This is a genomic window from Staphylococcus sp. McC-251-APC-3A2, from assembly GCF_009695665.1.
In the GTDB taxonomy this organism is placed as follows: domain Bacteria; phylum Bacillota; class Bacilli; order Staphylococcales; family Staphylococcaceae; genus Staphylococcus; species Staphylococcus cohnii.
This window is the reverse complement of the sequence record NZ_VUNO01000004.1, coordinates 129,619-155,196: the sequence shown is the minus strand read 5'-3', so window position 1 is coordinate 155,196 and position 25,578 is coordinate 129,619. Positions and strand designations below refer to the sequence as shown.

General features: G+C 31.1%; 39 protein-coding genes, 2 pseudogenes and 1 riboswitch. Of the genes and pseudogenes, 17 read left to right on the top strand and 24 right to left on the bottom strand.

The genetic code is table 11. The annotated features are described in order from the left end of the window. Positions 1-110: 110 nt before the first annotated feature. From ahpC to FYJ81_RS09855, 4 genes are all read left to right on the top strand, one after another. Positions 111-680, top strand: coding sequence for an alkyl hydroperoxide reductase subunit C (gene ahpC / locus FYJ81_RS09870; protein WP_107383858.1), 570 nt, complete (start codon positions 111-113; stop codon positions 678-680). A gap of 16 nt (positions 681-696) precedes the next feature. Continuing rightward, on the top strand, positions 697-2,220 hold the full coding sequence (gene ahpF, locus FYJ81_RS09865) for an alkyl hydroperoxide reductase subunit F (RefSeq protein WP_107383857.1): 1,524 nt from the start codon (positions 697-699) through the stop codon (positions 2,218-2,220). A gap of 271 nt (positions 2,221-2,491) precedes the next feature. Further along, on the top strand, positions 2,492-3,112 hold the full coding sequence (locus FYJ81_RS09860) for an NDxxF motif lipoprotein (RefSeq protein ID WP_107383856.1): 621 nt from the start codon (positions 2,492-2,494) through the stop codon (positions 3,110-3,112). A gap of 322 nt (positions 3,113-3,434) precedes the next feature. After that, positions 3,435-3,650, top strand: coding sequence for a hypothetical protein (locus FYJ81_RS09855; RefSeq protein WP_107383855.1), 216 nt, complete (start codon positions 3,435-3,437; stop codon positions 3,648-3,650). A 55-nt stretch (positions 3,651-3,705) separates the two neighbouring features. Here FYJ81_RS09855 and FYJ81_RS09850 read toward each other — a convergent pair whose 3' ends face one another. Further along, positions 3,706-4,284 (bottom strand): histidine phosphatase family protein, encoded by a 579-nt coding sequence (locus tag FYJ81_RS09850; protein WP_107383854.1) that lies wholly within the window; start codon positions 4,282-4,284, stop codon positions 3,706-3,708. A gap of 109 nt (positions 4,285-4,393) precedes the next feature. Between FYJ81_RS09850 and FYJ81_RS09845 the strand changes: the two genes are divergently transcribed. Continuing rightward, positions 4,394-4,759 (top strand): DUF4870 domain-containing protein, encoded by a 366-nt coding sequence (locus tag FYJ81_RS09845; protein WP_107383853.1) that lies wholly within the window; start codon positions 4,394-4,396, stop codon positions 4,757-4,759. A gap of 101 nt (positions 4,760-4,860) precedes the next feature. Here the strand turns inward: FYJ81_RS09845 and FYJ81_RS09840 are convergent, their stop codons facing one another. The 3 genes from FYJ81_RS09840 to FYJ81_RS09830 form a co-directional block, all read right to left on the bottom strand. Beyond that, positions 4,861-5,487, bottom strand: coding sequence for a LysE family translocator (locus FYJ81_RS09840; protein WP_154409606.1), 627 nt, complete (start codon positions 5,485-5,487; stop codon positions 4,861-4,863). Positions 5,488-5,677: 190 nt separating this feature from the next. After that, entirely contained in the window at positions 5,678-5,992 is a 315-nt protein-coding gene (locus tag FYJ81_RS09835; protein WP_107383852.1) for a DMT family transporter, read from the bottom strand. Beyond that, the gene (locus FYJ81_RS09830; RefSeq protein ID WP_107383851.1) at positions 5,992-6,318 is read right to left on the bottom strand and encodes a DMT family transporter; all 327 of its coding nucleotides are present in this window, start codon (positions 6,316-6,318) and stop codon (positions 5,992-5,994) included. Before FYJ81_RS09830 ends, FYJ81_RS09835 begins: the two co-directional genes overlap by 1 nt. A 53-nt stretch (positions 6,319-6,371) precedes the next feature. Further along, positions 6,372-6,469: riboswitch (guanidine-I (ykkC/yxkD leader) on the bottom strand. A 259-nt stretch (positions 6,470-6,728) separates the two neighbouring features. On the opposite strand from FYJ81_RS09830, the gene FYJ81_RS09825 reads away from it, so the two are divergent. After that, positions 6,729-6,953, top strand: coding sequence for a hypothetical protein (locus FYJ81_RS09825; protein ID WP_107383850.1), 225 nt, complete (start codon positions 6,729-6,731; stop codon positions 6,951-6,953). A 281-nt stretch (positions 6,954-7,234) separates the two neighbouring features. Here FYJ81_RS09825 and FYJ81_RS13240 read toward each other — a convergent pair whose 3' ends face one another. Further along, positions 7,235-7,369 carry a hypothetical protein gene (locus FYJ81_RS13240; RefSeq protein ID WP_258230505.1) on the bottom strand — a complete coding sequence of 45 codons (135 nt, stop codon included), beginning with the start codon at positions 7,367-7,369 and terminating at the stop codon, positions 7,235-7,237. 211 nt (positions 7,370-7,580) lie between these two features. Here FYJ81_RS13240 and FYJ81_RS13030 point away from each other — a divergent pair, with 211 nt between their 5' ends. Further along, a complete protein-coding gene (locus FYJ81_RS13030) occupies positions 7,581-7,757 on the top strand; it encodes a hypothetical protein (protein ID WP_181187406.1) in 177 nt (58 codons plus the stop codon). Between the two features lie 104 nt (positions 7,758-7,861). On the opposite strand, the gene merA is transcribed toward FYJ81_RS13030, so the two are convergent. The 4 genes from merA to FYJ81_RS13275 form a co-directional block, all read right to left on the bottom strand. Continuing rightward, positions 7,862-9,184 (bottom strand): hypothiocyanous acid reductase MerA, encoded by a 1,323-nt coding sequence (merA, locus tag FYJ81_RS09820; protein WP_107383849.1) that lies wholly within the window; start codon positions 9,182-9,184, stop codon positions 7,862-7,864. Beyond that, positions 9,171-9,605 (bottom strand): redox-sensitive transcriptional regulator HypR, encoded by a 435-nt coding sequence (gene hypR, locus FYJ81_RS09815; protein WP_107383848.1) that lies wholly within the window; start codon positions 9,603-9,605, stop codon positions 9,171-9,173. Before hypR ends, merA begins: the two co-directional genes overlap by 14 nt. Before the next feature lie 164 nt (positions 9,606-9,769). Then, a complete protein-coding gene (locus FYJ81_RS09810; protein WP_326752239.1) occupies positions 9,770-10,045 on the bottom strand; it encodes an SRPBCC domain-containing protein in 276 nt (91 codons plus the stop codon). A 15-nt stretch (positions 10,046-10,060) separates the two neighbouring features. Beyond that, positions 10,061-10,207, bottom strand: coding sequence for a hypothetical protein (locus FYJ81_RS13275; RefSeq protein WP_326752193.1), 147 nt, complete (start codon positions 10,205-10,207; stop codon positions 10,061-10,063). A gap of 306 nt (positions 10,208-10,513) precedes the next feature. Between FYJ81_RS13275 and FYJ81_RS09805 the strand changes: the two genes are divergently transcribed. Beyond that, the gene (locus FYJ81_RS09805) at positions 10,514-11,251 is read left to right on the top strand and encodes a poly-gamma-glutamate hydrolase family protein (protein ID WP_154409605.1); all 738 of its coding nucleotides are present in this window, start codon (positions 10,514-10,516) and stop codon (positions 11,249-11,251) included. 95 nt (positions 11,252-11,346) lie between these two features. Beyond that, on the top strand, positions 11,347-12,651 hold the full coding sequence (locus FYJ81_RS09800; RefSeq protein ID WP_119517705.1) for a TrkH family potassium uptake protein: 1,305 nt from the start codon (positions 11,347-11,349) through the stop codon (positions 12,649-12,651). Positions 12,652-12,750: 99 nt separating this feature from the next. Here FYJ81_RS09800 and FYJ81_RS09795 read toward each other — a convergent pair whose 3' ends face one another. The 10 genes from FYJ81_RS09795 to FYJ81_RS09750 form a co-directional block, all read right to left on the bottom strand. Then, entirely contained in the window at positions 12,751-12,987 is a 237-nt protein-coding gene (locus FYJ81_RS09795) for a hypothetical protein (RefSeq protein WP_107383845.1), read from the bottom strand. Between the two features lie 173 nt (positions 12,988-13,160). Then, positions 13,161-13,850: a hypothetical protein gene (locus tag FYJ81_RS09790; RefSeq protein ID WP_107383844.1), complete on the bottom strand. Its 690-nt coding sequence runs from the start codon at positions 13,848-13,850 to the stop codon at positions 13,161-13,163. 142 nt (positions 13,851-13,992) lie between these two features. Next, entirely contained in the window at positions 13,993-15,309 is a 1,317-nt protein-coding gene (locus FYJ81_RS09785; RefSeq protein WP_107383843.1) for a peptidoglycan recognition protein family protein, read from the bottom strand. 202 nt (positions 15,310-15,511) lie between these two features. Beyond that, a complete protein-coding gene (locus tag FYJ81_RS09780) occupies positions 15,512-15,700 on the bottom strand; it encodes a hypothetical protein (RefSeq protein ID WP_046207074.1) in 189 nt (62 codons plus the stop codon). Positions 15,701-15,920: 220 nt separating this feature from the next. Continuing rightward, positions 15,921-16,409, bottom strand: a complete 489-nt coding sequence (locus FYJ81_RS09775) for a GNAT family N-acetyltransferase (RefSeq protein WP_107383842.1) — start codon at positions 16,407-16,409, stop codon at positions 15,921-15,923. A gap of 152 nt (positions 16,410-16,561) precedes the next feature. Then, positions 16,562-17,092, bottom strand: a complete 531-nt coding sequence (locus FYJ81_RS09770) for a hypothetical protein (protein WP_107383841.1) — start codon at positions 17,090-17,092, stop codon at positions 16,562-16,564. A 130-nt stretch (positions 17,093-17,222) separates the two neighbouring features. Beyond that, positions 17,223-17,474, bottom strand: a complete 252-nt coding sequence (locus tag FYJ81_RS09765; protein ID WP_107383840.1) for a GlsB/YeaQ/YmgE family stress response membrane protein — start codon at positions 17,472-17,474, stop codon at positions 17,223-17,225. Positions 17,475-17,813: 339 nt separating this feature from the next. Next, a complete protein-coding gene (locus tag FYJ81_RS09760) occupies positions 17,814-18,089 on the bottom strand; it encodes a hypothetical protein (RefSeq protein ID WP_107383839.1) in 276 nt (91 codons plus the stop codon). Positions 18,090-18,207: 118 nt separating this feature from the next. After that, positions 18,208-18,408: a hypothetical protein gene (locus tag FYJ81_RS09755; RefSeq protein ID WP_233431507.1), complete on the bottom strand. Its 201-nt coding sequence runs from the start codon at positions 18,406-18,408 to the stop codon at positions 18,208-18,210. Positions 18,409-18,538: 130 nt separating this feature from the next. After that, positions 18,539-18,727 carry a hypothetical protein gene (locus FYJ81_RS09750; protein ID WP_107383837.1) on the bottom strand — a complete coding sequence of 63 codons (189 nt, stop codon included), beginning with the start codon at positions 18,725-18,727 and terminating at the stop codon, positions 18,539-18,541. A 99-nt stretch (positions 18,728-18,826) separates the two neighbouring features. Here FYJ81_RS09750 and FYJ81_RS09745 point away from each other — a divergent pair, with 99 nt between their 5' ends. The 7 genes and pseudogenes from FYJ81_RS09745 (at position 18,827) to FYJ81_RS13020 (ending at position 21,587) form a co-directional block, all read left to right on the top strand. Beyond that, the gene (locus FYJ81_RS09745; RefSeq protein ID WP_154409604.1) at positions 18,827-18,967 is read left to right on the top strand and encodes a hypothetical protein; all 141 of its coding nucleotides are present in this window, start codon (positions 18,827-18,829) and stop codon (positions 18,965-18,967) included. 125 nt (positions 18,968-19,092) lie between these two features. After that, positions 19,093-19,299, top strand: coding sequence for a hypothetical protein (locus FYJ81_RS09740; RefSeq protein ID WP_107383836.1), 207 nt, complete (start codon positions 19,093-19,095; stop codon positions 19,297-19,299). A 24-nt stretch (positions 19,300-19,323) separates the two neighbouring features. Continuing rightward, the gene (locus FYJ81_RS13025) at positions 19,324-19,461 is read left to right on the top strand and encodes a hypothetical protein (protein ID WP_181187407.1); all 138 of its coding nucleotides are present in this window, start codon (positions 19,324-19,326) and stop codon (positions 19,459-19,461) included. Positions 19,462-19,481: 20 nt separating this feature from the next. Next, positions 19,482-20,273: a hypothetical protein gene (locus FYJ81_RS09735; protein ID WP_107524090.1), complete on the top strand. Its 792-nt coding sequence runs from the start codon at positions 19,482-19,484 to the stop codon at positions 20,271-20,273. An 8-nt stretch (positions 20,274-20,281) separates the two neighbouring features. Next, positions 20,282-20,389: pseudogene (locus FYJ81_RS13330) on the top strand (hypothetical protein); the annotation flags it as partial. Between the two features lie 28 nt (positions 20,390-20,417). Next, positions 20,418-20,736 (top strand): annotated as a pseudogene (locus FYJ81_RS09730) (tyrosine-type recombinase/integrase); the annotation flags it as partial. Then, positions 20,736-21,587, top strand: a complete 852-nt coding sequence (locus FYJ81_RS13020) for a CPBP family intramembrane glutamic endopeptidase (RefSeq protein ID WP_157948818.1) — start codon at positions 20,736-20,738, stop codon at positions 21,585-21,587. The pseudogene FYJ81_RS09730 and the gene FYJ81_RS13020, both read left to right, overlap by 1 nt. A 59-nt stretch (positions 21,588-21,646) precedes the next feature. Here the strand turns inward: FYJ81_RS13020 and rpsR are convergent, their stop codons facing one another. The 3 genes from rpsR to rpsF are packed head-to-tail and all read right to left on the bottom strand — an operon-like array spanning position 21,647 to position 22,775. Continuing rightward, positions 21,647-21,889: a 30S ribosomal protein S18 gene (gene rpsR / locus FYJ81_RS09720; protein WP_002484306.1), complete on the bottom strand. Its 243-nt coding sequence runs from the start codon at positions 21,887-21,889 to the stop codon at positions 21,647-21,649. A gap of 49 nt (positions 21,890-21,938) precedes the next feature. Next, entirely contained in the window at positions 21,939-22,451 is a 513-nt protein-coding gene (gene ssb, locus FYJ81_RS09715; RefSeq protein ID WP_107385199.1) for a single-stranded DNA-binding protein, read from the bottom strand. A gap of 18 nt (positions 22,452-22,469) precedes the next feature. Continuing rightward, the gene (rpsF, locus tag FYJ81_RS09710; protein WP_019469843.1) at positions 22,470-22,775 is read right to left on the bottom strand and encodes a 30S ribosomal protein S6; all 306 of its coding nucleotides are present in this window, start codon (positions 22,773-22,775) and stop codon (positions 22,470-22,472) included. A 390-nt stretch (positions 22,776-23,165) separates the two neighbouring features. Here rpsF and FYJ81_RS09705 point away from each other — a divergent pair, with 390 nt between their 5' ends. Continuing rightward, on the top strand, positions 23,166-23,963 hold the full coding sequence (locus tag FYJ81_RS09705; protein ID WP_107385198.1) for a GH25 family lysozyme: 798 nt from the start codon (positions 23,166-23,168) through the stop codon (positions 23,961-23,963). Between the two features lie 292 nt (positions 23,964-24,255). On the opposite strand, the gene ychF is transcribed toward FYJ81_RS09705, so the two are convergent. Together ychF and FYJ81_RS09695 are read right to left on the bottom strand one after the other, a co-directional pair. Next, complete coding sequence (gene ychF, locus FYJ81_RS09700) at positions 24,256-25,353, bottom strand: redox-regulated ATPase YchF (protein WP_107385197.1); 1,098 nt, start codon at positions 25,351-25,353, stop codon at positions 24,256-24,258. Further along, entirely contained in the window at positions 25,354-25,569 is a 216-nt protein-coding gene (locus FYJ81_RS09695; protein WP_046836920.1) for a DUF951 domain-containing protein, read from the bottom strand. Positions 25,570-25,578: the final 9 nt, after the last annotated feature.

Below are 25,578 nucleotides of genomic sequence, written 5' to 3'. Positions count from 1 at the left end.
TGCAATAATAGTAATCGAAAGATTAGAATTATTATAATTAAGAAATTATGATAATCTAATTCAATAATACTTAAACTAACACTAAGTTATTAAATAGGAGGATGTTTCACATGTCTTTAATCAACAAGGAAATTTTACCATTTACAGCTAATGCTTACGATCCAAAGAAAGATGAGTTTTTCGAAGTTTCTGATGAAAACTTAAAAGGTTCTTGGAGTGTCGTTTGCTTCTACCCAGCAGACTTCTCATTCGTATGCCCTACTGAATTAGAAGATTTACAAAATCAATATGATAAATTACAAGAATTAGGTGTAAACGTATATTCAGTTTCAACTGATACACACTTCGTGCACAAAGCTTGGCATGATCATTCTGAAGCGATTAACAAAATTCAATATACAATGATTGGTGACCCTTCACAAACAATCACTCGTAATTTTGACGTATTAGATGAAGAACTTGGCCTAGCTCAACGTGGTACATTTATCGTTGACCCTGATGGTGTAGTTCAAGCAGCTGAAGTTAATGCAGACGGTATTGGCCGTGATGCAAGTACATTAGTACACAAAATTAAAGCAGCGCAATATGTACGTCAACATCCAGGTGAAGTTTGCCCAGCAAAATGGGAAGAAGGTTCAGAAACATTACAACCTGGTCTTGACTTAGTAGGTAAAATCTAAGGAGGCATTGATTTGAATGCTTAATGATCAGCTAAAATCACAATTACAACAATTACTTCAATTAATGGAAGGTGATGTTGTACTAAGCGCAAGTCTTGGTACAGATGAAAAATCAAAAGAACTAAAAGAGTTGCTAGATGAAGTTGCTGCAGCATCATCCCATATCACAATTGAAGAGAAAGACTTAAAACGCACCCCAAGTTTTACAGTGGATAAACCTGACGAAGATACAGGTATTACATTCGCTGGTTTACCTATGGGTCATGAATTTAATTCACTTGTATTAGCTTTATTACAAGTAAGTGGTCGCGCACCTAAAGAAGAACAATCTGTAATAGATCAAATTAAAGCTTTAGATCGCCCACTCAATTTTGAAACTTATATTAGTTTAACTTGTCAAAAATGCCCTGACGTCGTTCAAGCATTGAACTTAATGAGTTTATTAAACCCAAATATTACTCATACAATGATTGATGGTGCTATTTTCAGAGAAGAATCTGAAGATATCATGGCAGTGCCAGCTATCTATTTAGATGGTGAAGAATTTGGCAATGGACGCATGACAGTACAAGATATATTATCTGAACTAGGTAGTAAAGCAGACCCTTCAGAATTCAACGATAAAGATCCTTATGACGTGTTAATCGTTGGCGGTGGCCCTGCGAGTGGTAGTGCCGCTATCTATACTGCACGTAAAGGATTGCGCACTGGTATTGTTGCTGATCGCATTGGTGGTCAAGTCAATGATACTGCAACAATCGAAAACTTTATTACTGTCAAAGAAACAGACGGTCCTAAATTCTCATCTGCACTTGAAGATCATGTAAAACAATATAATGTGGATATCATGACAGGTGTCAGAGCAAGTGATATTGAAAAAACAGACAATGGTATTGTTATCACTTTAGATAATGATGCTAAATTACAAAGTAAAACTGTTATTATTGCTACAGGTGCACGCTGGCGTAAGTTAGAAGTACCTGGTGAAGAAGCCCTTATTAATAAAGGGGTGGCATTCTGCCCGCACTGTGACGGACCTCTATTTGAAAATAAAAACGTTGCTGTTGTTGGTGGCGGCAACTCAGGTGTTGAAGCTGCAATAGATTTAGCAGGTATTGTAGAACATGTTACCCTACTTGAGCGTAACGCTACGCTTAGAGCAGACAACGTATTACAAGAACGTTTAAGCTCTTTACCAAACGTTACAATTATTAAAAACGCACAAACAACCGAAGTATTAGGTGAAACTTCAGTTACTGGTCTTAAATATCAAGACAAAGCAACTGGTGAAGATCACACGATAGAATTGGAAGGCATATTCGTACAAATCGGACTACTTCCAAATACAGAATGGTTAGAAAATTACGTTGAATTAAACCAAGCAAATGAAATAATCATTGATCGTAAAAATGCTACAAGCATCCCTGGAGTATTTGCTGCAGGTGATGTCACAGACGATCGTAATAAACAAATCATTATTTCAATGGGCGCAGGTGCAAATGCTGCACTAAATGCATTTGATTATATTATTCGACACTAATCACTTCCCTATTCAAATAGATTATAAAGGAGGACCAAATTGGTTCTCCTTTTTATTTTTGTTGTTTTAGCTTCTATGTGATAGTAGAGACTTTTTTCACTGGTATGAAACGTATAGACTCGAATTTTCAAATTTTGTTCAAAAGATTGTGCGTTTAACTTTACGACATCTATATCAATCAATAGCTTGAAATGATAGTCTTAGGTTATAATTTCAAAAGCACATAAATTAATATATAAATCGGACTATTATTAAAGGAGCAATACGTTTTATGAAAAAAAGTATACTTATAACATTAGTACTCATGCTAACTATGATACTCACAGCATGTGCTAATGGCGATTCAAATGGTGATAAGCAACACAGTGAGAGACACGCCCCTTCAAATGTAAAAAAAGTTACAGAAAATGATATCTTTGATACTAACAAAAAGGGAGAAAATATAAGCGAGGCGGAAATGAACAAAGCGATTAAAAAATATCTGGATGTTAATTCAGATATCCTCGACAATAAATATTTATTACAATATAAATTAGATAAACAAACCGGTACAGATACTAAAATTACTGATGCACAAGCAAAAAGATTATCTAATTTATCACACAATGCGGTTAAAAATGACGTACGTTTCAAAAAATTTGTCAAAGACAATCATCTACCTAAAGGTTATAAAGACGATGTTGATCGAATCATAAACTATTTCACAGCGTTAAATACCACTATTAAAGATGCTGATAAACAAATTGAAGAAGTAAACTATCAACCTCAAAATAAGCTAAACGTAGTAGACGTACCCGCAGAAAATGCAGGTAACGTAAATGGTAAAAAACAAGAAAAAATCAAAAAATTCCTTAAAGATAAGGGTATTAAAAGTGATGCAATAGATAAGTAAAATACAGTTTTATGGAACTACTTGAATTTGTGAACATTTTTTGAATAATCATCAAATCCACTTTAAATTGATATCAAAATAAACATGATGCATTACAAAATGATGACATCACCTATTTCCAGCAATATAAAGCCTTTTAAGCGCTTACTTAAGATTATATGATTCATATTGACTTATGTTTGTAAAAAACCTTACACGATTGTAAGGTTTTTTAATATAATATGCCTTTTTTTCTCAGAGAAGTATTTGTTATCCTATGTTATAAGATTGAACATAGTAAACGTAGGAGCACAGCCGAAAACTTTTTTAAGGAGGTCGCACTATGGTAATTACGATTTTACTAGGTGCTATGGCTGCTGTCTTCATAGCTTTTAATCTCTTTGAGAAAAAAGAAACTTATGGCGTAATTTCATATAAATCTATTGCTTTAAGTATTACTTACGTCATACTCGCAGTTATTGTTGGTAGTTTCTTAGACAATATCAACACTGTATTCCAAGGATTTCACGATAGCTTAACAGCAGCAAAAAAATATTAACCTGAACTGAGTAGATAAACAGTTCAGGTTTTTTTAATACATGATTTTATTGATACTATAGCTCAATTTCATAAGGTACACAATTTTCTATTTTCTTATCTATCACAGATATTTTATTTTCATAACCTAAATAAACGAAACAACACCTAATTACAACTTGGTGAGCAATGATTACAACCGTATCTAAAGATGTATCTAGTTCTTGTTTAAAGAATGATTCTACACGTTGTAACACATCTTCATAACTTTCCCCTGCTGGTGCTTTTTGAGTAAAACTGTGTCTAAACGAACTGTTTGGACCGCCGTTAAAATATGTTGCAAATTGAGTATCTTGTTCAATTTCACTCACTTTTCCGCCCTCAAACTTACCTAAAGAACGTTCTCTCAATAATGTCGTCACACTTGCCGGAATATCTTTATCAAAAATTGCATTATAAGTCTGTCTCGTTCTTGTTAAATCAGACATATAGATATGATCAATTTTTAATTTATTAAAATGGTGTTGTAATAATTGTGCGTCTCGAGCGCCTTTTTCAGTTAATGGAACGTCTAATTGACCACAAAAATAATGATTTCCTTCTTTTTTATCATAATTTGATTTTGATTCACCATGGCGAATTAAGTATAACTTCATATGTTTGTACTCCTTTGCATTTTTAAATAAGGTAACATTTTTGTTAGATGAGGTATAACTTCTATAAAACAAGATTTATTTTTGTTACTTTAAATGTGAGGTGATCAAAATGAATGAACAACCTTTAAAATCAGATACACAAGCCGGACGTGTCTTAGCTTCTGTAAGTTATTTTAGTATATTTTTCGCACCAATCATATTACCCATCATCATTTGGATTTTTGCTGACAAACCAGCATCAACACATGCTGCTAAATCGATATTCTATCATATCATCACATATTTAGGGCCAATATTTATTATTATCATTGCAAGTTTAGGTGGTATGCTAATCAATCAACAACATCAAACAATTATGGTTATAACGATTATTTTTGCAGTGATTTTAATTATACTCACGATTTGGTATACGATTAAAAATGTTTATCGTGACATCAAAGTATTAATTTCTGAAAATGCTTATTTTAACCCCTAAGATAAATCGTTTGTTTTTGAATATTAGATAGCCATGAAAATATGCTAAAAAACAGCTTGGGAAGTTTTGACTTCCTCAAGCTGTTTTTAGTTAAATCTAGATTAACTACTTTTGCTAAATAATAAATTAAGCGACAGACCAATTAATACTGCTCCTACCGTATAGTCAAAAATAGCTTTAATCTTTCTGTTTGCAAAAAGTAATTTAATGTATTGAAAAATATATATACAGAAAATAAACCATAATAAAATAACCGTTGTTACAATCGCAGATAACACAGCTATTTGTGTTGTAACACCATCGCCCGCACTTAAAAATTGCGGCAAGATACTTATGTAATAGAGTAATGCTTTTGGATTTAAAATGGTACTAAAGAAACCTTGTCTATATGAGCTTAAATAACTTATTTGTTGTGCTTTCATTTGTGTGGTTGAAAAATTCATACTTTGACGTGCGCTAATAATACTTTTGATACCTAAATATATAAGATAGCAAGCGCCCAGTATTTTAATCACTAAAAACACATAATACATATTAGCCAAAATAAAAATAATACCAAATACCGCTAGTAGAGAGTAAACAACATGGCCTGTCGTTATGCCCAATGCTGCCATTGCGCCATTACCTTTACCAGAAGTGATCGAATTTTTCATCACGACGAAAAAATCAGGTCCTGGAACGATAATAATCATTAATGTAATTGTTATAAATGCGGCTAATCCTTCCATTTTCTGCACCTCCACCTTAATTATGTTATCAAGATGCGCACGGTATCGCAACACACGAAATAAATCTTTTACCATCCGTTTGTTATAAAGTGAAAATAATAGATGAACTAAATTTAAATTTGGATCATTGGTCAATATTTGAAAAGCTTGGAACAGAAAATGAATTGTTGTGATTCAAATCAATTCGTTTTTAGCTTAATAATTTCAAACCAATCGTGCTACCCAATATAACAAGAATACAAATAATCCGTTTAATATCCGTTGATTCTTTATAAAAAACCATACCTAAAACTGCTCCTCCAACAGCACCAATACCGGTCCATACAGCATATGCAGTACTCATCGACAACTGTTGCATAGCAATAGATAATGTTAAAAAACTAATTGCAAAGAATGTTAACATCCAACCGAGCGATTTATATTTGCGACTATGTACATAAGCATTCAAAAATGTGATACCAAGCATTTCAAATACACCTGCACAAATCAATAAAATCCAAGCCATTATGAACGCCCTCCTTCATTTGTTGTTACTAATTTCAGACTAATTACACCTAGCAACAATGTTATGATTAATACTATTTTCCCTGGATTAAATGGTTGACCAAAGAAAATAAAATCAAATAACGTAACGCCGGTTGTACCAAGTCCTACAAAAACTGCATAAGAGGTACCCACTGGCAATACTTTTGATGCTTCAATAAGAAGATAAAAACTTAAAAACATAGCAATAACTGTCAAAATCCATTCAAATACTGATGAAGCATGAGTTAAACCAATCACCCAGCCCACTTCAAAGATGGCTGCAATAACAATTTTCAACCAATTCATATCAAAATCCTCCTTTAAAATTAAAAAAAGCCTGGGAGATAGTTATCTATACTATCTCCCAGGCTTTTATCCTTCCGTGTCACATATAAATATGTGCCTTTCTCTCGGACCGAACCAAAACCATCGTTGTGGAACCCTAGAAAGGTTTATTCAATTATTGAGATCATATCAAATTACACTTAGAACTTCAAGTTCAGATGCTTCATTTTATAATACATTATATTAATTCTTATAAAGAAAGCGTTTTAAATTAATTTTTAGGCCAAAACGCTCTACTTTTTATGTATTTTAATGTATAATAAGGATTACATTATAATAATTATAATGTAATAGCGTCGTTAATGAAACTTATTCTCAATTGAGTACTTCCGTTAGCTAGACCAAAATATTGATAAAAGTGAGGGATTATTATGAAATTGTTAAATTACAAAATGCAAAAAAATGAACTCGTTGCTACTGTATTATCTGACAAGAAACAAGTATTCAAATATACGTTTGATGTAAATACTCCAGAATATGAAATTTTAGATGTACTTGAAGAAATCAACCATTACGTTGACAATGGTCATCATCCACTAGGTTGTTCTTTATTGAAAAACTATTCACATGAGGATGTGAGCCACAATATTTTATAATCTAGATTCTCGACCAAAAAGGTGAGTATAACTGATAGACATTAATCAGTATACTCATCTTTTAATTTTTGATTCGTATAAATAGCCATACTTCTTTTTAATTTTGAAAGCCTAATTTTTGATATAGCCTTTCTACACCATGTGTTGAAATTAAATGTACACACGACACCGACCTAATTGTATAATCATTCTACGAACACTGTCATAAATTGACGCGTTAAAAGCACCGCCTGATAAATATCGAACCGATTCTACGACACTACCATTATATTTTGCTATCACTATATGTGTTCAGCATTCATAACTGCTTTAATCTTATCCTTATTATGCCCAATCCAACCATTTGAGTGAAACATTTTCATAAAGTCTCCTAGTTTATTTGTATCCAATACATAAGTATGATCAATTCTCCTCATATTACATCCTCAAATTATGTTTATCAATCTATTTCATAGCTTTCTATACCCGTACATTACATAATCATTTATAATATATTTAAATAGTTTTTTGATGTCACATCACATATTATGTGTAAAGAATAAGGATGCGTTAATTTTAGTAGTTAACAGGGTAAATATATAGTAAAAGTGTTATTATTTTATCGATAAATGTAAGGAGGGACGCAAAATGTGGATTGTTTCAATATTACTCATTATCGTTGGTATTGTGTTGCTCATCATAAATAACCGCACACCAAAAAGTGAAGGTGTCGGCAAAAAACAAAGTTTAGTAAGCTTTGGCGTTGTTTGTTTAATCATTGGTATTTTCGGATTTATAGGTCAGATTATTAGATCAATCATATAACATATAATATAAAAAAGAGCAGGGTAGAAATCCAATTAAACCAGATTTCTTAACCCTGCTCTTTTTGATTCGACATTTTTTAATAAGTGTTAAAACTATTTGCTTTACATATTAAATAAGTCATTAAATGATTCAACCATTGTAGGATGTGTATAAATATTTTCTTTTAATACTTCATATGATAAGTGTTGGTCAATTGCTAATTTTACTAAGTTAATAATTTCCTCAGATTGTAAGCCGTATAAAGTAACTCCTAATATTTCATTTGTTTCTTTATTAACTACTGCTTTAAACAAACCTCTTGTATCATTGTTTATTTTATGACGCGGAATTGTGTTTACAGGTACTGCATTTTCTAAAATTTGATAACCTTGCGCTTTGGCTTCTTCTGCTGTTAAACCTACACGTGATAATGGCGGATCAATAAATACAGTGTATGGCACAGCACCGCGATTTTCAGTAGTACGTTCGCTATTACCAAATAATTGATCTTTTACAATTCTGAAGTCATCCAATGAAATATACGTGAATTGCATGCCACCTTTAACATCACCTAATGCATAAATATTTGGCACATTCGTTTGTAAGTTTTGGTTTACTTTGATTTCTCCACGTTCGCCAATTTCAACATCCGTATTTTCTAAACCTAAGTCTGTATTAGGTTTACGACCAGTGGCTAGCAATACCGCGTCCGCTTCATAGCTACCTTTCGTTGTGTGTACTGTCGTACCAGATGCATTATCTTCAAAACGCTCTGTATCAGCATTGAATACCAGATTAACACCTTTATTTTCAAGATCTTTTTTAACTTCTGCCACAACATCTTTATCTTCTTTAGGCATAATATCATCATGTTTCTCTAAAACTGTTACTTGTGTATCAAAGTTCGCAAACATAGAAGCAAATTCTAGAGCAATATAACCTCCACCCACAATAACTAAACGCTTAGGTTGCGTTGCCAATTCCATAATGCCAGTAGAATCATATAAATGTTGTGATGTTTCTATACCTTCAATAGATGGAATAATTGGTTGTGCGCCTGTATTAATCACTATATCTTCGGCAGTAATTGTTTCTTGCACCTCACCACTTTCATCTAATAATTCTACTTCATTATTAGACTTAAATGCTGCAGTATAATCTAATACGCTGATATTATCATCATCTGCTAAATTATGATAATTCTTATTGTTTAGCGCATTTACTACATCGTATTTTCTAGAAAAAGCTTGTTCAAATGACCCGTGCGCTAAACCTTCATGTACAAGTGTTTTTGAAGGAATACAACCTATATTAATGCAAGTACCACCATACATTTTTTGAGATTTTTCAACTATAGCTACACTTTTTCCTTGGCCAGACGCAAATTTCGCTAAAGTTTTACCACCTTTACCAAATCCAATAATTAATAAATCATATTTTTTCATAATTGTCCTCCTTAATCGTTTCATTTAAGACATCTTTAATCGTTACATTTTGATAATAATGAATTAATAACTCTTCTTCTTTTTGATGAAATTTAAACATCGTGTTGCCTATTTCTCTTGAAACTTCACAGTCACTGCCTGCATCACCAGTAAATAAGCGCCCTTCCGAACGGTCTTCTTTAAACATCACAAATAACTCAGACAAATTAACATTTGCTGTCATATCATTAGCTTGATATCCTCCAAATTTACCTCTTGAAGTTTCTAAATAATGATGTTGGTTTAACTTACGTGTTACCCTGCGTAATTGAACCGGGTTAATACAAATACGTTCTGCTAATTCATTGCTGCTAAAACGCTCATCATAGTGCTTTAGCAAAAAAGTCAGTAAATGAACTGCTATATTGAATTCTAAATTCATAGAAATCACCTTTTATTTTTAATTGAAACTTTTATAGTTACATTTAAACACATTAAACTATATTGTGCAAAAGTTTTGTTTTGATATTTGCAATGTGTATTAAAAAAGATTGAAAGAGCGTTCAATGTTAAACATTGGCCACACTTTCAATCCTTATTGGACAGTTACATTAATGCACCTCTTATTTTATTGCCATATTCTAAATATGATTTCAGACAACTAAGCATATATACCCAGCCTTCTTTTTGACCTAATAGACGTTCTACATCGTTTTCTTCAATATCTTTTTCTGTAGTAGTTACAATTGTATGGTTATCATCACCATCCAATTCAATAGTCACATGATTATTGCCCCACTTGAAATGAATTGATTCATTTTCAACAATACTTTCTATTAAAATATCGATTTCAGCATTATACTCTTCGTATCGTAAAGTAATCGTTTTACCTTCTTCCTAACGTTTAGAACTAGAAGAAAACCAAAATCCTCCGATATATTCTGGATTGACAAAAGCTTCAAATACTTGATCACTAGATACATTTACTTGCATTTTAGTTACTATATCCAAAATGCCCACAACCTTTCTTTTAAAGTTAAACATTTTATAATCATCTAATAATAAGAACATATAATTATATTGTCTTAAGAGATTCAGCGATTATTAACTGAACAGAAAAAGACTTAACCTTACATGATAAAGAAAACCAGAAATTATTAACATGTGTATCATAAAAACTCGACAAATATACATTTCATTTTCTATCTACTTGCTCTATATTTCATACCCCAAAATGTAAATTTCATTACACTGCTATTAACATAATTGTAAATAACATATAATCTATATAGTATTAATAAATTTGTTATACTTTACTAGTTAGTAAATATTTTTGTTCAGGAGCTAATTATGAAAAATATTCTAAGTACTTACGTATATTATTTAATTATGCTTGTTATTGTTGGCATAATACTGATTAGTCTATATTTTACATATATATGGAACAATAACCAGTCATCAAATCAGGATAAATATCAAAATTTCGCTCAATTAAAATCAGACACAGTGAAACAGCGTGATTGGCAAAGAAATATTAAAAAAACAAACAATAAAGATATACTCATCACTGCCATTCATGGTGGTGGTATTGAACCAGGCACCTCAGAATTAGCTAAAATCATTTCTAAAAAAGGCGACTTTAATTTATATAGTTTTGAAGGATTATTAAAATCAAATAACAAACAATTGCATATTACATCTACCAATTTTGACGATCCTAAATTGAACGAAATGACTAATCGTTCACAAGAATCTATTTCTATACACGGATTTCAAGGCGATAAAGATACCGTTTATATTGGTGGTCAAGATAAAAAAATGGCGCAATCCATAAAAAAAGAATTAGAAAAAGAAGGATTTAATGTAGAAAAAAGTCCAAATAATATTAATGGCCGTTCTTCTAAAAATTTCATTAATGAAAACGACTCAGGTTCAGGTGTTCAACTGGAAATATCTACATCTATTAGAAAATCATTTTTCAAAAAGGACAAGTTAAACAGAAAAACGAGAGAAAATACGAATAAATACCGAGATTCAATTTATGATTTCGCAGAAGCTGTCACTAAAGGGATTCATTCACAAACATAAAATTTTATTTTTTTCAGTTTACTTGTATCAATGGACTTGATTTTTTTAATAATGAGTATAAAATACTGATTATTAAAATACGAAGGACTTTAAAAATGAGACTATTAAACAAGCCGTTATATATGTATTTAATGTTGTTTTCATTAACCACAATCGTTGGAACCTTATTGTTATATTTACCGGTCACAGGTGTAAAACCTTTAAACTTTATAGACGCATTTTTTATTTCTGCCAGTGCCTTCACAGTTACTGGCCTAGCCACTATAGATATATCTAGCCAATTTAATTGGTTAGGCGATACGATTATTTTATTACTTATTCAAATTGGTGGATTAGGAATAGTCACTGTAACACTTTTAACACTTATTCTAATGCATCGAAAAATCAGTTTAAGAAACCGCTATTTGATTATGACAACATGGAACATTGAGACACCTGGTGGCGTCATCAAATTGATTCTACAATTTGTCGTTTATAGTATCTTTACAGAATTCATTGGGGCAATATGTATCGCACTATCATTTATTCCAAAATATGGCATTGGTAAAGGAATATTTTTAAGTGTGTTCACTTCAATTTCTGCTTTTAACAATGCTGGTTTTTCATTATTTAATGACAATATGATGGGCACTGTTAATGACCCTATAATAACTATTATCGTCCCAATCCTTATAATCATGGGTGGCATTGGACCGCTTGTCTTTTTAGATATCGCTACAACTAGGAAGTTAACTAAATTAACCGTACACTCAAAAATTGTATTAACGACATCGGTCATACTGATATTCATTGGTTGGATTGTATTTTACTTTTTAGAATATAACAATTCTATGACACATTTATCATTTTTAGAAAAACTTGGCGCTTCATTCTTTCAGTCTGTTACTACGCGAACTGCTGGTTTTAACAGCGTCGATATCGGTCTAATCACACCACCCACTTCAGTATTATTAATGCTATTAATGTTTATTGGTGGTGCTCCTATCAGCGCTGCAGGTGGTATTAAAGTAACAACTTTAGTCTTAACGTTATTATTTATAAAAAGTACATTAAGAAACGAACAGCACCCTTCTATTTTCAAAAAATCTATAAATGACCATACACTAAAAACTGCTGTGGTCATTACATTTTCTGCCGGAGCATTTGTTATAATCGTCTCATTTATAGTAAGCTATTTAAATTCAGCAATATCTTATACTAAAGTATTATTCGAAGTAATTTCTGCTTTCGGCACTGTTGGACTATCGATGAACTTCACGACATTTTATGATAACCCTACGAAAATAGTTATTGTGCTAACAATGTTAATTGGTAAAATTGGTATACTTACATTTCTCCAATTATTTATTACTGAAAAAAACCAAAAATTTCATTATGCTAAAGAAAATGTGCATCTATAAAGAAATAAAAATAGACCAGAAATTAGCTTTTAATTTCTGGTCTATTACTATTTCACATAAATATTCGTTTCAGTATCGTCTAATCAAATCTTAATAACATTATTTCACTTTTCTTAAAATTGTAGATGTTGTCGCACAAATAATAGTCATTAATACCAAGGTAGTCATAATTACCATATGTGTACCAGATACATCGAATCCTATGCTAAAGTTCCCAGATTGATTATTGATAAAACCGTTAACAAACACAAGCACTAATACACTTATTACACATAAAATACCAATCACATCAAATAAAAATTTAACATATGGATATTTAATACCTTTAGTTAACATCTGTATCACCTCAACTTTTACGAACTTTCTATATAACACATTAACAATTCACTAATTTCGATTACATATAATGTATCACACTATATATAATCATAAAATATTTAGAATTGTTAATCCCATATAAGTCATGATTAAAATATTTCAAAATTGTTGTTATTTTAAGACTCAACTAATCAATCATTAACCAATTGTATACTTTGGGCCAACCTTTTAATTTGTGCGTTGTCTGTTGCATTAATTTCAACCGTTTCTATATCTTGTTCAACTGCATTTTTAGTGACTTGATAAATATCCTCAGGGTTCGAAGATGCGCTTGATTCCCATCTATAAGGTATTTTTTCATAAACATTAATAGTTCCATCCCCATTACTACTATAAGTGATTGAACCACCCACTTTCATTGGCGCTTCTAATTTAACGACATCCTCAGGATACATTGCACTCTTTTCCGCATTTTTATTAACGGGCGTTCCTTTTGGATATTTTTTGACATAAATATTTTTGACATCTTTAACCATACCTAGTTGATGCCAAATACGTGCGTATTCGATTTTTGAAGCACTTAAACCATTTAAATAACTTTTACTATTATCATTATTTTTCATTTTTGAAGCATTATCGTTTTTAGACGTTGGGTCTTTACCCTTGTCATTTTCAGCCGATGAATCTTTATGTAATGATTGATCCGTTTTCACTTCACTTTGTTCTGTAGATTGACGTTCCTCACGTTGATTATTATCTTCATCCTGTTTGTTTGTATCACTGCTTTGTTCAATGTCATTGTTGCTTTCTTCATTGTTCCCGCATGCTGTCAGAATCACTGATAAAAATAATAATGACAGTATTAAACTGAACTTTTTCATTATCTATACCCACCCATAATTTTATATTATTAAAGTAACACGAAATTATGACGTTCACAATTATATTAATAAAAAACAATTTTTGATTTATTAAAAAAACGAGCGCCGTCTAATTAGACGATGCTCGTTCTATGCAACACTTCTATTTTATTTTTAGAATTTGCCCAACTTTTAAACTATTAGAACTCAACTTGTTATCTTTTTTAATTTTATCTACAGTGGTACCTTGATTTTTAGCGATGCTGTATAATGTATCACCTTTTTTAACCGTATATGTCTTAACTAGATATAAGATTTGTCCTTTACTAATATTATCCGACTTTAAATGGTTCCATTTTTTTATGTTTGCCACACTAACTTTACTTCGTTTTGAAATATTATATAGTGTGTCTCCTTCAACCACTTTGTGCGAATCGCCAGTAATGGAATCACTTGGTGTGCTTGGATTTTTCAACTTTAGTACTTGCCCTACAGAAAGCGTGTTGCTCGTTAATTTATTCCATTTCTTAATATTATCTATTGAAACGCCACTTCTTCTCGAAATGCTATACAGCGTATCACCTTTTGATACTTTATATGTGCTGCCAGTAATTGCTCCGTCACTACCTCCACCTGATAGAGATTTATAGTGTTTCTGTACTAAACTGTAAAACTGGTTCATGTTATAACCCCATTGTCCGAAATAGCCAACCGGATCTGAATGATCTGAACCACCCCAATATTGGCTTACCGCATTGTGACTTATAATTGTTCCTGTTCCTTGATTATTGTCAGCAAGCGAAGGTTGTAGCCCATTGGCTTTCAACATTTTTGCAGTTAAATATGCTTGGTTATTAACAGATCTGGCGAACCCATCAAATGTGTTAGATCTTGTTAATTCAATTTGATAAAAATATGGATTGGCATTAGCACCTGCGCCCCAAGCTAAATATTGACTTGGCGCAGTTTGAACAATTTTATCACTACCCGCATACGCATGCACAAACGCACTATTATAATTGTTGTACATGTAATTTACTTCACCATCGATTGTACTGTTCGGATTTGCAGTTTCATGTATTACTACACCAATATATTTACCAGATTTATAATTATACTTTGGTAAGTTATTCATTCTGGAATCTTGTACGATTTTAGCTGGTTTTATATTATTATTTGCTATGTATGTATTTACATCTTGATACGCTCGATTTGCCGAAAAACTTCTCATTTCAGTATTTTGACGTTCACCATCTTTATTATGTAACTTTAAATCTCCTGGTGTTAATGCATTTTTCAATTGCTGTGGACTCATTTTTTGAGCTTTTTCATAATCAATGGCTTTGCTCGTATTTTCTTTGTTTTGTGTATCATTTTTCTTCGTATCTTGCGTGTTTTTATTTTCTTGTGCTGCAATTGCAGTTTGTGACAGTAGCAAGCTCGATACTAATAACAATGAAACACTAAATCTAAACTTCATAACGACATCTCCTTAAATAAAATATTAATACGGTTAATATTAGGTAACCAAAAATTTCACTTACAAAACTTCTTTAATTCATTCTATATTAATATTGAATTAATTACAAAATGAAATATTATTTTATACTTCATATTAATGATGCTTTACCTTTCCAAACCAAAATTAAAATGTCGTCACTCATTTGAGCAACGACATTTTATTAAATATCTGTAAAAACACTAGACAGTATCGCAATCAAAGCCACCACTAACACAAGTACTAAGATGGAATCTATTTTTCTTTGATTACGTTGATTCATAGGTTTTCTGAACTCTTTTAATGCTTTAAAACCTGCGATTAAAACAATAATTAAACAGACTAAATGAAATAACAACGCAAACACAGCCATCACAATCACCCCAAGTCATATTAATAAGATTTTCAAAGCGTATCATTACATAAAAATATAAATCTCTTATGAAAAGGTAATATAATTTATTTATCCATACCCTTTCTATACATTAAACTAACAACCACTTATTTTTCCATTCGAAACTTTGGTTTTGGTTCTATTTCTATAATAAATTATTAACTTATTTTAAAATACCATCGTTTGGCTTTAAACATAATTATTTCAATATCAATTGATAAAAAGCTAAGTCCAACCATCTGCCAAATTTGTAACCGACACTTTTTATATTTCCACAAAATTCAAAGCCATATTTTTCATGTAATTTAATACTAGCGGTATTTGATGCGTCAATACCTGCAATAATCGTCTTATAATTGCTGTTTTTGATATCTTCAATTAATTTAAGTAACAGTTGTGAAGCTATACCTTCATTTCTCGTTTCTGGATCAACATAAATCGAATGTTCTACAGTGTGTTGATACGCTGGCCAATTTCTAAACGAGCCATACGTTGCAAATCCAACAACTTTGCCATCTTTTAAATATACAAAAATGGGTTCGTTTTGCTCTAATTTTTTATGAAACCAAGTTTCTCTTTCTTCAATAGTTACTGGCTCATATGTATAAACTGCAGTCGTATTTAATATTGCATAATTATATATAGTTAAAATCGATTGTAAGTCTGATTGTCGTGCTTGTCTGATCATATCGCTTCACCTCAGGTTCATTGTATATTTAAAGCAAATCTTCAGCAAATCTATGTCATAAAACATAACAAAAACACTCACCATAACCTTTAAGTTATCAAATGAGTGTTTTTCATAAAATGTTTATATATATACACAAAGCACAAAGTGTATTATTTATTAATAAATTGTAATTCATAAAGTTCTTTTTCATCATACGTATTAAATCTATCTAATTTACCATTGAGCATAATTGTTTTTACTTTTCTACTAACGTTATGGTAATAATTAATTCTAATATTTAAATTAGATTCATAACCATTATTTTGAATTGTACTTTGCAATTCATCAAAAACGTCTTTATTAATTGGTAATAAATAACCTTCTTTACTTGGTAATATACTTACATATTTCTTTTGAATTACGTTATCTTCATTAAGAATAATTTCAATCTCAATATCTTTTGCTGCCCCGCCACCTAGATTAAACAATTTTAAATAATCTTGATGTTCAACAGAATCAGAACTTGTATTAATCATTTGTAATTGATTATCTTTGTCTAAAGAAAGTAAAATTTGATTAAATCCGAGCGCAGGAATAAAACTTATTTTCATTTGGTACAGTTGTATTGAAACTGAAACAAAATAAAATAGCGCCATTATAAAAGTTCCGATAGAACCAATAGCTGAAATAATGTTTATCATACTAAACCACCTTTATATTATCATTGAGAGATGGTTGTTGATTATCGTAATATTTTTACAAAAAAGATCATAATTTCTACCCGTTATAATAAAAATTTTTTCTAACTTTTTGTAAGTCGATTTAACTTAATTATTTTTTTCTAAGTAACTTAATGATAAGAGAAACGATAAATATTAGTACAATTGAGCCAATCAATGCTGGGAAAATTGGTACGCCGCCCCATACTGGGCCCCAAGTACCTAGCAATCTACTACCAATCGCAGAACCAACTAGACCTGCAACAATATTACCAATGATACCTCCTGGGATATCTTTACCTACGATAGCGCCTGCAATCCAACCGATTAAGCCACCTACAATGATCATTATTATAAAACTCATATGCATAAACTCCTTTTTATTTGTATATTTTCAAACACATGAATATTACGATAACCAACATGAAAATACAATACCACAATTACTTTATTTACGTAAATAGTAATTAATATTTTTAAATACAAAAAGACCCCTAATAAAAGGGGCCTTATAACGGGAGTTATGAATCTTCTGCATGCCCAAGGGCACACAGAAAACCCATCTCCTCATTTTCGCACACCCGTGGGCATGCAAAACTAATTATAAAACTACGTGACGCTAATGTAAATCTTAAATTTGTATATTTTAACACTTACTTGATTTCATCTTACAATTTTAGTGATAAATTTCATGCATAACCCCTTATAAATTATAAAATATAATCGCTATTATTACGATAAAGAGAATATCAAAAAGGATTATCTTGATATTTTTTTCCATAACGTGCGGTATCGCACCTATGATTAAGCTTAGTATAATAAGTACGCCAGACCCGTTAACAACATAGTCTAGAAATTTCCATTCAAAGATCAAAGCTAGAATCAATGAGGCAAATACTAATATCAAAGCTGCTATGCCTAATGTGTTTGCTATAACTTCTATTTTCTGATATTTTTTCTTATTATTTTCATGATTCATAAAATTCCTCCAAAATGCTATATGAATATTCATTTTAAAATACTTAAGATTAATATTTATGTTTTTTAAATTTCTGTTAGTGGATTATATAGTGTAGAAAATACTTTAGTTAAGGCTTTTAATGGTTATTTTTCTTTGAAATTTCGATACTTTTATAAAGTAAAAAGCCTGCATTTAAAACAGTTATTATTGCAAAAATCACTGTAATAAAACTATTAAGGTGATTAAACGCTCCAAAAGCAAATAATAGTACTAAAATTACATTCATAAAATTAGCAATTATAAAACTCGTATCCATATTATTTTTCAAATTTCTCACTCCTGTTGAACTAATATTTTTAGAAAAATACCTCACTCATATTTACATAAACTTATATATTAATTTAATTTATTAATAATGTGCTGAATTATCCAGATGTCTGTATAATTATTTAATACAATACCTACACTTAGTAATTATCTTCTCTTTCTTTTCTTTTGTCTCTCAATGCTTGAACCATGTAATAGATATTTACTGTAGTCACAATTAAAGCACCAATACCTGCTGTAATAGAATTAATGTAAAATGAATAAACAGCAAATATGAGCGCACCTACAAATATAATAAATGAAACAACTATCTCCATATTATTCCACATATAAATACCCCTTTTTGTTATAATAATATTTCCATGCTAACATACTTTTTATAAAATATATGTTGTATCCATCCAAATCATTCTAGGAGTTGACATAATTTGAATAGATTAATTGTTGATATGGGCTTTTGGTATGAAGGACATACACTTTCTTATCCTTTGATATTTTCAGATTGTACAGTTACATATAGTATTTTGGAATTAAAAGTACTTTTAGAATATTACGAAAAGGATTCATGATGGAAGAATTATACAATTGCATTAATGGATTTCGAGACAAAATACAATAATGCTAGATAGTTAATTACATATTTTTGATTCCAAATGTTAAAAAGCAGAGGATTAATATTTGAGGAGTGGAGAAAATGAATAAGAAAATGGCTATACACCATACAATTAATATCATTTTAATGATAACACTCATTATTTTTAATTATACAAATATTGGTGGATTTACCACTTCATTAATATTAGCAGTATTTTTTATGGCTAATGCAATTTTATTAATACGAGCAAGTACGAAAAAAGTTAAAAAAGATGGCGTTACGATAGATGACTATAACAAGAAGTAATATAACTTTATGAGGAGTGATATGATGAAATTTGGCAAATATAAAATTGATGAGTTTTATCTAATCATGATTGGTAGTTTTTTAATAACATCTATTTTTGTACCATTCATGCTCATTTCAGCTGTGTTAATGGTTATTTTAGGATTAGAAAAAGATGAATAATATAACAAAGGGGTTTTTAGATGGATGAACAAGCAATTCAACACTTTTCTGAATCTTTAAGCGGGCTGATTAATTATATCAACTGGGGTTCTATGCTTTCATTTATAGCAACTCTAATTGTCACTATTAAAAAGCTTTCACCTATGGATTCTTCTGTAGACGTAAAAATCATAAAAAATATCAAGCCTGCGATGTTTCCAATTGCCCTCATCATAATAACAACTATTATGATTGTTGTATTAAACGCATTAGCTGTATCATTTTTTAATGAATTTTCAATAAAACCTTATTTTTATTTATATGTTAATTTAGGAATTTTCGTTATTTGGTTTATAATTTATTTCCTCTTAGGATTTCAATCAAAATTAAGGACCTCTTTGATATCCTATGACATGACTGAATATCAAAAACACCTATATGCTCATAATAAACAAAAAAGAAAAACTGAACTTAAAGTTTTTTCTAGGGTCAGCAATAAAAAGTTGCTTTCAAATTTCAAATTTAATTTTTATAGAAAAATGATTGAAAAACGTTATCCTAAAACAAAACAATACTCGCGTTTAAAAATCACAATCCTTTATAGATATATTATTTTAATTTTTATTTTTTTAGGTAGTCTTATAAATGGTTTTTTAATCTTTATACTTTCACTTGCTGGCAAAGATCCTATGATTATCCTTATCTATGCCTTTATAATACTTATATTATCAATACAATTTTTCTATACATACAATTACAGTATTACTATGAAAAACTATGACCACTTAAAGCACTATAGAGAAAATAATACTGAATCCGACAAGAAAAGATAACATATGGCATGAGCAAATTCACTAATAAGTATAATCAAACTCAATATCGGTTCTATGAGAAGAACAAAGACCCATACACAGACAAATGGGAACGTGTAATCGGTTGTCTAAATAAAATGAAGAACATTCGCATAAAGAATCTCATTGCTCTTAAATGACCGTATAGAGAACAAGTTAGATGATAAGTATATAGATAGGTTATATATTTACCAACACTGCTTGTAATCCTTTTGACTTAAACAAGGTGAACAATATAATTAAGTTAGTTCAATTAGTATGCGTGTCACAACACACACTACGTCATACGCATATATCTACACTTGCTCAATTAGGAATAAACCTAAAAGCTATACAAGATAGAGTTGGTCACAGTGATTATAAAATCACACTAGAAATATACACCCATCTTACAGATCAAGTGGCTAAAGATATGATGAACATATTAGAAAGGATGTATATATAGTGAACACTAAGAACTTTAAATTTACCAATCTTATATTTTACATTATTATAACTTGTCTTATTTTTATCATTTCAACTAACACTCCTCAGTTACTAGACAAAACGAATTTACCTAATGACATACCACAATTATTTAGCGGTTTATTGTTCACATTACTTACCATTAGTTTTATTCTATTTATCTACAAGCAAACAAATAAGAATATCATAACTGATATAGGTTTATTAAAAAAAGCTAATAGACCATTAATTATTACTTTAGTATTACCGATAATCTTATTCATGCTATCAATCCTTTTAGGTTTTGCAACCGGAACATTACATAACTTATCTTTGAGTTCCGATGGCAGTGCTTGGTATGCTTTTCTTTTAAATATTTTAGTAGCTTTTTTATATGAAGCTTTCCCAGAAGAGTTACTAATGCGAGGCGTTATATTTAGCGAGTTACGAAAAAAGCTTTCTTTTTTCTCCACATTATTTTTATTACCTTTTATATTTACAATAATTGGATTTCTAAGTCACTTAATTGGTACACTTATTACCACAGGGAACTTAACATTCCCTCCTTTGGTATTATCAATACAGTTATATATTTTTGGAATAACATTACAATTATACAGAGAATATTCAAACTCGATCTGGCCTAGTGTACTATTCCATTTAATTTGCTTAGAACTAACGAGATACGTTTTCAACCAACAAAATAATCCTATCATAGTATTCAATGAATCTTTTACAGGTAGTATGTTATTAATTGGTTTATTCTTAACTATGTATCTAGGTAGTATTATCACATTATCTATATTACTTATATTTAAAAGAAAAAATAAAAAGTGCCCTTTTCACAAATAAAAATCCACAAAAATAACCCCGTAGGTATATGCCTACGGGGTTTTCAGATACAATATCTATTATTGTTCTTCTTTAACATATGGTAATAATGCCATATGACGAGAACGTTTAATAGCTAATGTCAACATACGTTGATATTTAGCTGAAGTACCTGTTACACGACGTGGTAAAATTTTACCGCGTTCTGAGATAAAACGTTTTAATAATTCTGTATCTTTATAGTCGATGTGTGTAATTCCGTTTGCTGTGAAATAACAAACTTTTTTACGACGACGTCCGCCTCTTCTTGGTCCACCTGCCATGGTAACTGCCTCCTTTTAATAGTTTTTTAATTTTATGCGTTCATTATAATTAGAATGGTAAATCATCATCACTAATATCAATAGGGCCGTTTGCATTTGCAAATGGGTTATCTGATTGATTATTGTTTGATGAATTATTATTATTGTTATTGTTTTGATAAGATGACGTATTTTGTCCGGATTGTTGTCCACCAAAATTCTGGAAATTATTATTTCCTTCTTGAGCATGACGCTGATTTTGGTTTTTAGGTTCAAGGAATTGAACGCTATCGCAGACAACTTCAGTTACAAATATACGACGACCTTCTTGGTTTTCATAGCTACGTGATTGAATGCGACCGTCAACGCCAGCTAGACTACCTTTGAATAAGTAGTTATTTACATTTTCTGCTTGTTTTCTAAAAACAACGCAGTTAATGAAATCAGCTTCGCGTTCCCCTTGCGCATTTGTAAACGTACGATTTACTGCTAGAGTAAAAGTCGCAACACTCACGCCTGAGGGTGTTGTTCTATATTCTGGATCTTTCGTTAAACGACCGACTAAAACAACTCTATTTATCATTTAAACGACCCCCATTTATTATTTTCTTGTCTTATCTTCGTCTTCACGAATTACGATATAACGGATGATATCGTCTGTGATTTTAGCTAAACGTTGGAATTCGTCAGTCGCTTCATTGTCTTCAGTTTGGATACGTACGATGTTGTAGTAACCTTCACTGAAATCATTAATTTCATAAGCTAAACGACGTTTGCCCCAATCTTTAGTTTCTAAAACCTCTGATCCGTGAGAAGCTAAGATACCGTTGAAACGTTCAACGACAGCTTTTTTAGCATCTTCTTCAATGTTCGGGCGAACGATGTACATAACTTCATATGTTCTCATTTTATAATTGCACCTCCTTGTGGTCTATGCGGCTCACCATCATTGTGGTAAGCAAGGAATAATTTTCATTACTCACAATCAAGAATTATAGCACAGAGCTTTACATTTTACAATGATTATCAGACGTTCAAAATGACATTTTTGCATCATGTTTCATATGAAACATTTTATCAACTCAGCATCCACAGCTCGCACATTAATACAAATATTTATATAAAAAATTACATATTATATTCACTTTAAAATGATTATAAATAAATTTAAAAGTCATTCCAGATAAACTTGATAAATCATTTTAATTCTAATAGCATATCATGTACGTTCTTGATTTGTATCATTACAATCATAGGGCGTGTTTACATAACTCAAAATTAATCAAAGGAGATTTATATGACTTCAGTTATTAAAAAAGGATTGCTGTCCATGAGTGTCCTGTTTGCCACTACAATAACATTTAATACTGTACACGCAGCTGAAAATACAGCAAATCAAAAAGGAACAATGGGATATGGCTATCAAAAATATATTGAAAAGCATCCGGAAGAAAAAAATAATGAAACTCAAGAAAGTGCCTTTCGTTCTAACGCCAGTACAACAGCTTCTGGTGAACGTGTCTTAGATATTTCTGAATGGCAAGGTAAGCTTTCAGCGCAACAAGTCAAAGATTTAAAAGCAAATTATGATTTCATTATTATTCGTGCACAATATGGTTCTGAAAAAGTCGATGCGGCATTAGAGCATAACTCAAATTTATTAGATAAATATAACTTAGATTTTGGTGTTTACTCTTATAGTATGTATGAAAACCCTGATGATGCCAGATATGAAGCACAAACCTTGTACAATCGTGCACCTAAAGCCAGTTTTTATATTAATGATTTTGAAGAAAATACTGTGACATCGGGTACCGCTGATGAAAGTACAACTGCATGGTATGACAAAATGCGTAGCCTTGCAGGAGACAAAAAAATCTTATTTTATTCATATGAAAACTTTATGAAAGAACATGCTACAGAATCAGTGGGACAATATGATGGCTATTGGCTCGCTAACTATAACCAAGAACAACCAACGCAAGAACATGTGTTATGGCAATATACAGATAGCTATGCCTCACCTGAATTAAACCAAAATGTCGACGCCAATTATACAGGGCCTGGTGTAGATACATCGTGGTTTACATCTTAAGTTTTTCATTGCAGCATTCGTAATATTATTTTGATAGGTAAAACTTAACACAACCAACGTCATGTCACTTTTATTTATAACCTATATTCGAATCACCGTATATTTTTATGTATTTCATTCATCAAGAATTAAGAAGTATATATAGTTTAAAATTTTAACCTTATGCCAGTTAAATTTAATGAAAACATTTCTATGAACCAAATGAATATTCTAGACTCCCGGCATACTCACTATCCAAATTTCTGAAAAAAGCTTACGCATTACAATATTAAGTAACGCGTAAGCTTTTATTTTATACATTAAATCTAAAGTGAACGATGTCTCCATCTTTCATGATATATTCTTTACCTTCTAATCTTTGTTTCCCAGCTTCTTTAGCACCATTTTCACCATTAAACTCTACATAATCATCATAGCTTGTCACTTCTGCACGTATGAAGCCACGTTCAAAGTCAGTATGAATAATCCCTGCACATTGTGGAGCTGTCATGCCTTTAATGAATGTCCATGCACGTACTTCTTGTACACCCGCTGTAAAGTAAGTTGCCAAACCTAATAAGTCATAAGTTGTGCGAATTAAACGATCTAAACCAGGCTCTTCAATGCCTAAATCTTCTAAGAACATTGCTCTATCATCATCATCCAATGTAGCAATTTCTTCTTCAATCTTAGCACTGATGACAATGACTTCTGAACTTTCTTTACCAGCATATTCACGAATAGCTTGAACTTTTTCATTATCTTCATCGCCAATTTCGTCTTCTCCGACATTAGCAATATATAACATTTCTTTAGATGTTAATAATTGTGCTTGGTTTACGTATTTTTGATCTTCTTCAGTAAATTCTAAACTTCTTACTGGATTACCTTCTTCTAAAGCTTCTTTAATTCTTGATAAAATGCGAACTTCATTAACCGCATCTTTATCTTTTTGTCTTGCCATTTTTTCTAATTTTGGTAGACGTTTTTCAACTGATTCCAAATCCGCCAATACAAGTTCCATATTGATAACTTCAATATCATCAATAGGATTAACACGACCAGAGACATGCGTCACATTATCATCATCGAATGCACGTACGACTTGGCAAATTGCATCAACTTCACGAATATGAGATAGGAATTTATTTCCTAATCCTTCACCTTTTGAAGCCCCTTTAACAATCCCTGCAATATCAGTGAATTCAAAAGTTGTGGGAATTGTTTTCTTTGGTTGTACCATATCTGTCAATACATCTAATCTACTATCTGGAACTTCAACAATCCCAACGTTAGGATCAATCGTTGCGAATGGGTAATTCGCTGCGAGCGCACCCGCTTTAGTAATTGCATTAAAAAGTGTTGACTTCCCTACGTTTGGAAGCCCAACGATACCTGCTGTTAGAGCCATTTATTCATTCTCCTTATTTTCAGTATCTTGATGAGATACTAATATTTTTTTCAGTTTTTTATTAAATGTTTGTCGCGGAATCATAATGCTTCTTTGACAATTTTCACATTTTATTCGGATATCTGCCCCTACACGAATGATTTTAAAACGATTCGTCCCACAGGCGTGTTGCTTTTTCATCTCTACAATGTCATTTAAACCGTAATTTGATGTCATTCTGTCACT

Bases quoted from the DNA above. Each gene is read 5' to 3' on its own strand.
- FYJ81_RS09840 (WP_154409606.1), bottom strand. From the start codon at position 5,487: ATGGAAGGATTAGCCGCATTTATAACAATTACATTAATGATTATTATC.
- FYJ81_RS09830 (WP_107383851.1), bottom strand. From the start codon at position 6,318: ATGAATTGGTTGAAAATTGTTATTGCAGCCATCTTTGAAGTGGGCTGG.
- FYJ81_RS09785 (WP_107383843.1), bottom strand. From the start codon at position 15,309: ATGAAGTTTAGATTTAGTGTTTCATTGTTATTAGTATCGAGCTTGCTA.
- FYJ81_RS09835 (WP_107383852.1), bottom strand. From the start codon at position 5,992: ATGGCTTGGATTTTATTGATTTGTGCAGGTGTATTTGAAATGCTTGGT.
- FYJ81_RS09765 (WP_107383840.1), bottom strand. From the start codon at position 17,474: ATGAGTTTTATAATAATGATCATTGTAGGTGGCTTAATCGGTTGGATT.
- FYJ81_RS09770 (WP_107383841.1), bottom strand. From the start codon at position 17,092: ATGATAAACATTATTTCAGCTATTGGTTCTATCGGAACTTTTATAATG.
- merA (WP_107383849.1), bottom strand. From the start codon at position 9,184: ATGAAAAAATATGATTTATTAATTATTGGATTTGGTAAAGGTGGTAAA.
- FYJ81_RS13030 (WP_181187406.1), top strand. From the start codon at position 7,581: ATGTGGATTGTTTCAATATTACTCATTATCGTTGGTATTGTGTTGCTC.
- FYJ81_RS09850 (WP_107383854.1), bottom strand. From the start codon at position 4,284: ATGAAGTTATACTTAATTCGCCATGGTGAATCAAAATCAAATTATGAT.
- FYJ81_RS09800 (WP_119517705.1), top strand. From the start codon at position 11,347: ATGAGACTATTAAACAAGCCGTTATATATGTATTTAATGTTGTTTTCA.
- rpsF (WP_019469843.1), bottom strand. From the start codon at position 22,775: ATGAGAACATATGAAGTTATGTACATCGTTCGCCCGAACATTGAAGAA.
- FYJ81_RS09795 (WP_107383845.1), bottom strand. From the start codon at position 12,987: ATGTTAACTAAAGGTATTAAATATCCATATGTTAAATTTTTATTTGAT.
- ssb (WP_107385199.1), bottom strand. From the start codon at position 22,451: ATGATAAATAGAGTTGTTTTAGTCGGTCGTTTAACGAAAGATCCAGAA.
- FYJ81_RS09740 (WP_107383836.1), top strand. From the start codon at position 19,093: ATGAATAAGAAAATGGCTATACACCATACAATTAATATCATTTTAATG.
- FYJ81_RS09705 (WP_107385198.1), top strand. From the start codon at position 23,166: ATGACTTCAGTTATTAAAAAAGGATTGCTGTCCATGAGTGTCCTGTTT.
- FYJ81_RS09750 (WP_107383837.1), bottom strand. From the start codon at position 18,727: ATGTGGAATAATATGGAGATAGTTGTTTCATTTATTATATTTGTAGGT.
- ahpC (WP_107383858.1), top strand. From the start codon at position 111: ATGTCTTTAATCAACAAGGAAATTTTACCATTTACAGCTAATGCTTAC.
- FYJ81_RS09855 (WP_107383855.1), top strand. From the start codon at position 3,435: ATGGTAATTACGATTTTACTAGGTGCTATGGCTGCTGTCTTCATAGCT.
- FYJ81_RS09775 (WP_107383842.1), bottom strand. From the start codon at position 16,409: ATGATCAGACAAGCACGACAATCAGACTTACAATCGATTTTAACTATA.
- FYJ81_RS09805 (WP_154409605.1), top strand. From the start codon at position 10,514: ATGAAAAATATTCTAAGTACTTACGTATATTATTTAATTATGCTTGTT.
- FYJ81_RS09860 (WP_107383856.1), top strand. From the start codon at position 2,492: ATGAAAAAAAGTATACTTATAACATTAGTACTCATGCTAACTATGATA.
- ahpF (WP_107383857.1), top strand. From the start codon at position 697: ATGCTTAATGATCAGCTAAAATCACAATTACAACAATTACTTCAATTA.
- FYJ81_RS13275 (WP_326752193.1), bottom strand. From the start codon at position 10,207: ATGTTTAACTTTAAAAGAAAGGTTGTGGGCATTTTGGATATAGTAACT.
- FYJ81_RS09735 (WP_107524090.1), top strand. From the start codon at position 19,482: ATGGATGAACAAGCAATTCAACACTTTTCTGAATCTTTAAGCGGGCTG.
- ychF (WP_107385197.1), bottom strand. From the start codon at position 25,353: ATGGCTCTAACAGCAGGTATCGTTGGGCTTCCAAACGTAGGGAAGTCA.
- FYJ81_RS09790 (WP_107383844.1), bottom strand. From the start codon at position 13,850: ATGAAAAAGTTCAGTTTAATACTGTCATTATTATTTTTATCAGTGATT.
- rpsR (WP_002484306.1), bottom strand. From the start codon at position 21,889: ATGGCAGGTGGACCAAGAAGAGGCGGACGTCGTCGTAAAAAAGTTTGT.
- FYJ81_RS13025 (WP_181187407.1), top strand. From the start codon at position 19,324: ATGAAATTTGGCAAATATAAAATTGATGAGTTTTATCTAATCATGATT.
- FYJ81_RS09760 (WP_107383839.1), bottom strand. From the start codon at position 18,089: ATGAATCATGAAAATAATAAGAAAAAATATCAGAAAATAGAAGTTATA.
- FYJ81_RS09845 (WP_107383853.1), top strand. From the start codon at position 4,394: ATGAATGAACAACCTTTAAAATCAGATACACAAGCCGGACGTGTCTTA.
- FYJ81_RS09825 (WP_107383850.1), top strand. From the start codon at position 6,729: ATGAAATTGTTAAATTACAAAATGCAAAAAAATGAACTCGTTGCTACT.
- FYJ81_RS09695 (WP_046836920.1), bottom strand. From the start codon at position 25,569: ATGACATCAAATTACGGTTTAAATGACATTGTAGAGATGAAAAAGCAA.
- FYJ81_RS09780 (WP_046207074.1), bottom strand. From the start codon at position 15,700: ATGGCTGTGTTTGCGTTGTTATTTCATTTAGTCTGTTTAATTATTGTT.
- hypR (WP_107383848.1), bottom strand. From the start codon at position 9,605: ATGAATTTAGAATTCAATATAGCAGTTCATTTACTGACTTTTTTGCTA.
- FYJ81_RS13240 (WP_258230505.1), bottom strand. From the start codon at position 7,369: ATGAGGAGAATTGATCATACTTATGTATTGGATACAAATAAACTAGGA.